This is a genomic window from Kitasatospora phosalacinea, assembly GCF_030268885.1.
Taxonomy (GTDB): Bacteria; Actinomycetota; Actinomycetes; order Streptomycetales; family Streptomycetaceae; genus Kitasatospora; species Kitasatospora phosalacinea_C.
The window spans coordinates 1-268 of sequence record NZ_BSSA01000140.1 but is presented as its reverse complement, the minus strand read 5'-3'; the positions used below and the strand labels follow the sequence as shown (position 1 = coordinate 268).

General features: G+C 59.3%; 2 rRNA genes. Both read left to right on the top strand.

The features are described from left to right. A 23S ribosomal RNA gene (locus tag QSK52_RS39280) occupies positions 1-85 on the top strand; the annotation flags it as partial. Positions 86-168: 83 nt separating this feature from the next. Then, positions 169-268: ribosomal RNA gene (gene rrf, locus QSK52_RS39275) — 5S ribosomal RNA — on the top strand; the annotation flags it as partial.

Sequence of the window (268 nt, the reverse complement as noted above, 5' to 3'; positions counted from 1 at the left end):
GTAGACGACTGGGTTGATAGGCCGGATATGGAAGCCCTGTGAGGGGTGGAGTTGACCGGTACTAATAGGCCGAGGGCTTGTCCTCAGTTGCTCGCGTCCACTGTGTTGTTCTGAAACAACGACCCCCACCGCAGGTGTGCGGGCGGGTGGCGGACAGTTTCATAGTGTTTCGGTGGTCATAGCGTGAGGGAAACGCCCGGTTACATTCCGAACCCGGAAGCTAAGCCTCACAGCGCCGATGGTACTGCAGGGGGGACCCTGTGGGAGA